The organism is Kitasatospora sp. NPDC047058 (assembly GCF_040643935.1).
In the GTDB taxonomy this organism is placed as follows: Bacteria; Actinomycetota; Actinomycetes; order Streptomycetales; family Streptomycetaceae; genus Kitasatospora.
In genome coordinates this window covers 1-7764 of the sequence record NZ_JBEYVJ010000326.1, presented here as the reverse complement: position 1 = coordinate 7764, position 7764 = coordinate 1, and the positions used below count along the sequence as shown (strand labels likewise).

The 7764-nt window shown below is 71.3% G+C and carries 5 protein-coding genes; 1 reads left to right on the top strand and 4 read right to left on the bottom strand.

Annotated features, from left to right (window positions below):
• The 3 genes from ABZ885_RS31605 to ABZ885_RS31595 all read right to left on the bottom strand — a co-directional run.
• Positions 1 to 1767: helicase associated domain-containing protein (locus tag ABZ885_RS31605; RefSeq protein ID WP_360196173.1), on the bottom strand; the 1767-nt coding region annotated here is incomplete at its 3' end.
• A gap of 109 nt (positions 1768 to 1876) precedes the next feature.
• Positions 1877 to 2869 (bottom strand): hypothetical protein, encoded by a 993-nt coding sequence (locus ABZ885_RS31600; protein ID WP_360196170.1) that lies wholly within the window; start codon positions 2867 to 2869, stop codon positions 1877 to 1879.
• 134 nt (positions 2870 to 3003) lie between these two features.
• On the bottom strand, positions 3004 to 5484 hold the full coding sequence (locus tag ABZ885_RS31595) for a Helicase associated domain protein (protein WP_360196168.1): 2481 nt from the start codon (positions 5482 to 5484) through the stop codon (positions 3004 to 3006).
• A 401-nt stretch (positions 5485 to 5885) separates the two neighbouring features.
• On the opposite strand from ABZ885_RS31595, the gene ABZ885_RS31590 reads away from it, so the two are divergent.
• Entirely contained in the window at positions 5886 to 6392 is a 507-nt protein-coding gene (locus ABZ885_RS31590; RefSeq protein WP_360196165.1) for a DUF6193 family natural product biosynthesis protein, read from the top strand.
• 453 nt (positions 6393 to 6845) lie between these two features.
• Here ABZ885_RS31590 and ABZ885_RS31585 read toward each other — a convergent pair whose 3' ends face one another.
• Complete coding sequence (locus tag ABZ885_RS31585; RefSeq protein WP_360196162.1) at positions 6846 to 7478, bottom strand: hypothetical protein; 633 nt, start codon at positions 7476 to 7478, stop codon at positions 6846 to 6848.
• Between the last annotated feature and the right edge of the window lie 286 nt (positions 7479 to 7764).

Here is a 7764-nt window from a genome sequence, read left to right as displayed (position 1 = left end):
GCGTCCGGGCCGCTGGGGGACCGAGGCCGCGGCAGTGGTGATCCCGATCCGCGTCAGGAGCTGTTGCTGCTGCGGGTGCAGGACCGGCCAGCAGGAGCGCTGGACCTGCGCCCACTTCCTGACGCTGTGTGGGGCGTGCGGGTCCTGCGGACCGCCCAGTGCTTCGGCGCGGCGGTAGCCGCGCTGCCATGACAGCGGCCAGGGCGGGTTCCACCATGGATCGATTGCGGCAAGGGCACGGGCCTGGGGCGAGGTGTCGCCGGTTCGCCGGGCGCGTTGCCGGTGTTCGTTCAGCCACCGCCCGATGGGAAAACCGTCGTAGCGCTCGTCGGCTGTGGGGACGAGGTGGCCGTGCTCGGCGGCGTAGGCGCGGGCCCGGACCACGTCGGTGTCGAACTGCGGGGTGGTCCCAAGGCGCCACGAGGACCGGGGGCCAGTGCGATGCCGTGCGGCTTCCTCAGTGACGCCGATGGCAGCCAGCAGGTGCTGCTGGCCCGGGTGCAAGCCGGCGTAGGCCGTGCACTGCCGCCGGATCCACATGCCCAGGGCGTCCGTGGCCGCGGGGACGCCCGCCTCCGCGTCGAAGGGCCGGCCAGACTGCTGGTGGTCACGCGCACGGTAGTAGCTGCGTTGCCAGGTCAGCTTCCACGGCGGGTTCCACCAGGGGTCGATGGCGGTCAACCGCTCCGCACCCGGGGAGGGCGGAAGACCGAGGCGGGCGCGCCGGGAAGCCTGGTTGCGTTGGCGGAGCAGCCATTCCCCCAGCGGGAACCCGTCCAATCGTGCTGCTCGGGGCACGGCCAAGTGTCCGTGCACGGCGGCCCAGGAACGCGCGTGCTCCAAGGCCGCATCGACGCGGGCACGCTGCCCCGGACGGCCGCCCGGCCGCGCCCCACCGGTCTCGGGGCGTGCGCGCTCGACTTTCCGAACGGGCTTGGAAACGGGCTTGGACGCGTGGACTGGCGGTGTCGGCCTGGGCCGGTGGGCGGTCACGTAGTGGAGCGGGATGCCGATCTCGGACAGCAATCGTTGCTGGTCCAGGTGCAGGACATCCAAGCGCAGCCACTGGCGCCGGAGCCAGGCCCGCGTCGATGAGTCCAGGCCGCCCCAGCGGGCTGCGGGATCGTCGGACCCGGCGGCGCTCAGATGGACGCGGATGCGCTGATAGGAGCGCTGCCAGTTCAGGCCCCAGCTCGGCCGCCACCAGGGGTCAATGGCAGCCAGCGCCCGGGCGCGCTCGGGAGAGAGGTCGCCCCGCCCCGCCCGGGAGCGTTGGCCGGTCAGCCATCTCCCGAGCGGGAACCCCTCGTGGACGGTGGCGCCGGTGACGGTGACCAGGCCCGCGTGCGCGTCGGCGTAGGCCTGCGCGTGGGCGACGGCTTCTTCGCCATGGGCCCGGATGCTGCGCCGCCGCGGACGAGCGTTGCGGGCGGCCGCCTGATCGATCCCGACGGCGGCCAGCAGGCGCTGCTGCTCAGGATGGAGTTCCTCGTAGCGCACGCACTGCTGATACAGCCACTCACCCAGGCTGTAACTCGTGCCCGGAAAGCCCTGCTGCGCCTGGTACGGCCCGTGGGCTGTGGCGTGGGTGCGCGCGTGGTGGTAGGTCCGCTGCCACAGCGTGGTCCACGGGACCGCCCACCAGGGGTCGAGCGCCGACAGCACCGCGACGTGTTCGGCCGGCATCCGGATGTGCCGGGCGCGCTGGTTGGTCATCCACTGGCCCAGCGCGAACCCGTCGACGACGGCATCGGCCCGCGTCGCCAGGTGCCCGTGGACGAGGCGGTAGGCGCGGGCGTGGCCCGCGCCCGCCTGGAAGGCTTCCTCGGCCTGTCGGCTGTGCCCGCGCAGCCGCTTGGCGGCAGACCGACCACCGTCACCCCCCGCCCGGATCCTCCAGGGCCGCGATCTCCTCGGCGAGCGGGCGGAGCCGGTGTGCGGAGTGGATCTGCCACAGGGCCCGCCGACTGCTCGGCGAGGGGCTACCCGCAGCGCGCACGCAGGCGTGCGCCCACGTGAACAGCGGCCCGGACGTCACGGCCGGCAACCGGTCCGCCAGCCACGCACGGCCCAGCCCCCCGCTCAACGCGGCCACAAGAGCGGGGGTGTCCGCGAGGCTGAAGGGCAGGTGGCCACGAGTGTCGGCGGCGACCCGGGCGCGCAGGGCGGGATCGGCCAGCATCGTGGCGACCGTGACGGTATCCGGGTAGGTGACCAGGTCCCTGGCCAAGACTTGCCATCTCGGCCCGTCCTCGTCGTCGGCGCGCGTGGCTTCCAGGCGCCGCGACCATGCATCGCCCCGCGGCCACGGCTGCGCCCACCACGATGCGGTCACCGCGGCGGCCATGGCGAACGCCTGCGCCCCGTCCGCGCAGCGGCTGAGCAGACGATGGTGGCGACGCTGGGCTTCGATGACCTCGGGGCAGCGGCGCAGGTCCACAAGGCGGCCGCCGGTGCCGGGTACCGACATCAACCAGAACCGGTGACGTCCGCAGACGCGCTGATGGGGCGCCAGATACACGCGTGCGGAAGCCGTGTTCCCGGTGCGGGCCGCCATGCAGCCAGGGCATGCCGGACCCTGGGCCGAGACCTTCTCCACCCCGTGGTGGAGCAGCCCCGCCGGCCCCGCGTACCGCTGGCGGGGCTCGTACTGGGTCCAGGCCGGCAGCGCCCGCAGCAGCCGTTCCTGCGGGACGCCGCTCAACGCCGCGAGCCGCGCCCGTGCGTCGCCGTTGAGGTACACCTCGCTGTCCGGCCGGGCGCTGCCCGTCAGGTTCAGCCGACCGTCGACCTCGACCAGCGCCGCCAGAACGTCGACGGCACCCACCTGGTAGCGGTCCGCGATCCTCGTCAGGAACGACAGCGTCATCTCCCCCTGCAGGGGAGCGAGCCGGAACACACCAGGGCCCGGCCCGAGACCGTGCACTGGTGACTCCCTTCCACCGGCCATCGAAGAACCACCCTTGCCCTGCTCGACCGGTACAGGCCCCATCGCTCCCCCTCCTACTGCCAGCGGATGCCGAGTTCAGTGAGGCGTTGCCTGCGTTCCGCGGGAATGGTGGCCCTGCGGCTGCGGCTGTTGGCCACGAACAGGCCGAGCGAGATTTCGACGACTGTGCGCCCGTCAGGGCTGCCGGGATCGTCGAGGACGAGGTTCTCGCGGTGCCCCCGGGGGACATCCAAATTGCCGATCCTCTCGCGGTACTGTGCGGCAGCAGCGAGGTTCCGCCGCTCCTTTTCCGCGTGCGATACCTTCGCGGGCGGCTTCTGCTCCGCAGGCAGCGGCTCGATTCCGAGGACGTGTTCGCACGCCCACTGCTGTGCGGGGCTGAGCTTGTCCCAGTTGGTCTGCTGGGCGCGGCCCCATCCGGCGAGGTCTTCGCCCTGGATCATGATGCTGCCGGGTGCGGCGCCGGCCAGGGTTCCGCCGTTCTTGACGTGCCGCCAGGCGAGGGCGAAGCAGCGCTGCCACTCGATCGACCAGGCCGGGCACCATCCCGGGTCGATGGCGTCGTAGGCGGCTTTGCGTTCGGCGGTCAGCGCCCCGGTCCAGTCGAGTCCGGTCTCCCCGGCCTCGGCACGGTGCTGGAGAGCTTCGGTGCGCCGCTGCGCGGTGCGGAGGTTCTTCATGATGGTCCCGACCGGCCGGCCGCCCCACACCGCCTCATTCGGCGGACAGGCGTGTCCGTGTTCGGCGGCGTAGCCGGCGACGGCGGTGAGGTTGTCGGTGAACGCCGTGTCGAAGACGGACCACACGAACCCGAGCGCGTCCAGCTCCTTCACGCGCTCGGCGTCAAGGACGTCGGCGGTCTTGTAGCGGCGCTGGTCGGCGGACCATACCCCGAGCTTGTGCCCGGACGGGGCGACGTAGGCGTAGGGCACCTTCACGTCCCCGAACGCCTGCCGGTAGGCGCGGAGCTCCTCCAGGCCGCGCCGGAACTCGGCCCGTTCGGGCTCCAGGACCCGGGTGCGGACGAACGCCGCGATCACCGCCGGGTCGCGCTGGGTGGAGAACTGGAGCAGCTGCGCCTCGCCGCTGGCGGAGCGGCGCTCGTCCGGGTCGCCGGCGTGCCTGGGATCCCTGGACCGGCGGGTCTGGGACTGGGGCAGGGCGAGGCGCTCCACGGCGGCGGCGTCATGGGCCCGTAGGGCCATCAACAGCTTGCTCAGTCCGTCGAATGCCTTGGAGGTGAGCAGCTGGTCGCCGCTCTCGCCCGCGCCGAGCAGCACGGGCACGACGATGGTGGCGACCTTCCCGCTGCCCGGTGCCATGCGCAGCGCGCGTCCGACGGCCTGGACCAGGTCGACCATGGACCCGCGTACGTCGGCGAAGAACACCGAGTCGCAGTCGAACGTGTCGACGCCCTCGCTCAAGACCTTGACCGAGGAGAGGATGTAGCGCTGCAGCCGCAGGCCGTCCGCGGCGAGCAGCGAGGCGAACGCACCGAGCGTCTTCCGCCGCTCGGCGACGGTGTGCTCGGACTCCAGCCAGCTCGTGCCGACCAGCTCCGGGTCCGGGTGCAGGGCGGGATCCTGCTCCCACAGCACCCGGGCGACATCGTGCAGGCCTGTGCTGAGCGCCCGGGCCTCTGCCACCATGTGGTGGAAGCTCAGCGCCCGGGCCAGGTTCCACTCCGCGCAGGCGGTCAGCAGGGCCGTCTGCAGGGCCGCCAGACGGGCCCCGCGGTACTCCACCGACATCTCACTCGCACCGCGCTGCTCCAGGCCCTGGAGGACGGGGTCGGCGACGTCCACGCACACGATCCGGTACGGGGCGATCACCCCGTCGGAGATCGCGGTCCCGAGGGGGTAGTCGTGGGCGACGGGGCCGAACAGTGCCTCGTCGTCCATGGACGCGATCAGCTCGGCCGCTCCGGTGCCGGCCGCCGCTACCCGCACCTCGTCCCGGGCTCTCACGGCCCACAACCGCGGGGTGGCGGTCATGAACAACCTGCGGTCACACGGGATCCGGGTGTTGTCCAGGATCGCCGCCCACGGCCGCCCCGCCAGACCACTCACCCGGTGCGCCTCGTCCACCACCGCCAACGACCACGGCACAAGGCCGGCCTGGTGGGCCTTCTCCAGGTGCCCCAGGCCCAGGCTCGCGTACGTGGCGAACACCGTCACCCGCCCCGCCCCGGCCGTCCACTCCACCAGCTCCACCGGATCCGTCGTACACCGCACCCCCGGCTGCTCACCGCCCTTGAGTGAGCAGAGCCCCACCATGCGGCCGCCGTGGCCCTCCGCCTTCCACACGGCCACCGTCTGCTCCAGCAGTGGCAGAGAGGGCACCAGCACCAGCGTCCGCTCCGAGCGCAGCCGCCCGGCGACGTGCACTGCCGTGAGCGACTTGCCCGAGCCTGTCGCGGCCCGGATCTGGCACCGCAGCCCCTCCGGCGGCACCAGACCCGAAGCGGGCAGGGTCAGAAGTCGTACTGCTGCGTCGCACGCCTCTTCCTGGTGCGGGCGCAGTTTCTTTGCCATGATTCCAATTTACCTTTCACCGAAATCGGCATGAAATGGACAGTGCCGGGGCCAGGGCGGAAGTCACTTCCGCTCGAATCATTTGTTCAGTAATAAGCGGGCTGATTCCTATCGGCTGTCACGGCGACGGGGTTCTCCTCGGCGGTCTCTGCGATGGCGGTCGCCTGTAGCGGTTCGTGTTCGGGCACACTGGGGTGATGGACTTCGGGGCGGGGCTTGGCGAGAGTGGTTGGGACGAGGACGGCGCCCTTCGGGCCGCGCTTGGGCGTACGGCTGAGGGGCTTGGGCTTGCCTTGCCGGAGTCGGACCGGTCGTGGGGTCGCCTCGCGGAGTACCTCGACGCGGGGCGCGGCCGGCGGGTGATGGTGTTTCCGCCAGGCGAGCGGCGACGGTCCTTCCAGGTGGCCTTCCAGCACAACGGTCCACGTTTGGCCTGTGGGTGGACTGACGACCTGGCCGAGGCGGTCCGGGGGACCGTGGCCTGGACGGGCGGTGCGGGGCTGGAGGAGACCAGGGCGTTCGCCCCGTTCGTCCAGTTCAGGCCGTGGGCCCTCGCGCACGAGCGGGAGCCGTTCGGTGCCGTCGAATTGGCGTGGCACTCCAAGCTCGACCGCATCCACATGCCGCCGTACGACCGCCACCCGCGCCCCCACGCGCTGTTGGCAGCGGCGTACGCCCAGCCGGTGCTCCGCCAGCTGATGCCGGTCAACAGTCACTTCAACCTCTGGTTCTCCACCACCATCGAGGGCTTCTGGAAGACACGCGTCGGATACACCATCCACCCGTACGACGAGGGGCTGTACGGGGTCTGGGACAAGGGCGTGCCACTCGTCCGCACCGAGACGCCGGAGGAAGCCGTCGCCGTCCTGGTGGCCGCCCTCCCAGAAGGACTCGGGCCGGCAAGCTGAGCCGACACAGAGGACCGCAGGCAGCACCCGAGGCTCCACAACTGCCCGCCGGCCCCGGCACACCCGCTGCGCCCAGTCCCGCTCGACCGCGAGCCGAATCCTGCGCTCCGTGATCCGGGCCTGCCCGTCGAGTGTCATGTCGTAGGCCGTCCATCTCTTGGTGCTGACGAGAGTGGTGATCCGCTCCCACTAGGTCGCCTCCCACTTGGGGCGAAGCCCCGGGACTTCCGCGCGGCTGGCTCCTGTTCCCGGACCTGTGCCTCCATCGGCCGGCTTCGATCTGCTCGGGCGACCTTCCTTGCGCTCGTTGCTGCACCAGCCCTGTCGGCGCTGCGCCTGCCGGGTGGCTGCGCGGCGGGTTGGCTGCCGCTGCGCCGCCCTGCCAGGTCTTCCGCGGTGTCGTCGGTGGGAGGTTGGGTGCGGGCTGAGTCGATGTTGCCAGCAGGGCGGGGGTCAGTGGCTGTGCCATTCCTGGTTGGGTATCGGGCCTTCCGAGGTGTCGCCCAGGCGTTCGATCCAGGCGGGGGCGGCGAAGATCGGGCGGGTGAGGAGGATGTCGCCGGCGCGTTGGACGCGCAGTAGGAGACCGATTTCCCCGTAGCTGTAGGTGCCTTCCTGGGAGATACGGATCTGCTTGTCCAGGCCACGGTCTTGGAGCTTGGCGTGTACCGCGTCGTCGGTCGTCGACGGCACGCGCCCGGTCAGGGCCAGGTCCTCCCAGTGGACCTGCGGGCCGAGCCGTGCGTCGATGGCGAGCGCGGCGAGGACGCCGCCAAGCCTGTGCCCGGGCAGGTACTCGTAGCCGTCGTCGATCTCCCCGGTGAGGGAGCGTCCCGGAAGGTCCGGTGGAATGTCGTCTGCCGTGGCGGGGCGGAAGTAGGCCGTGAGCGTGTTTCCCCAGACCCGTGGGTCGGACGAGGAGTAGGCCGCGCTGTCACCGCTGCTCATCGTGGGCTCGCGTCCGAGCGCGGAGGTGACCTGCCCCCGCGTCATGCCGAACTTCAGCGGGCCCACCCCGACCAAGGGCGTGGCCTCCCACTGTTCCCGCTCGCTCTCTGCCAGCACCGACCACATCGAATTCGACACCCGATTTCTCTCTCTGCCCACCCCGGAGCCGGCCACCCGCCTGCCCTCACATATTCCACTCTCGAATTCGAGAGCAATTCCCCGGGATCAACCCCGATCGAAGAACCCCAGCGATCACGAGCGGCCGAGAATCCCCGAAGCCCTATCAGCACCCCAGAGCTTAGCGGGTTACTGTCTTTGATACACGAGAACGGGCGAAGCCCGTCCCTTCACCACCCCAATGAGTGACCCCACCACTTGACCACCCCTCACCACCCCACCCCCCAAGGCGCGAAGCGCCCACCCC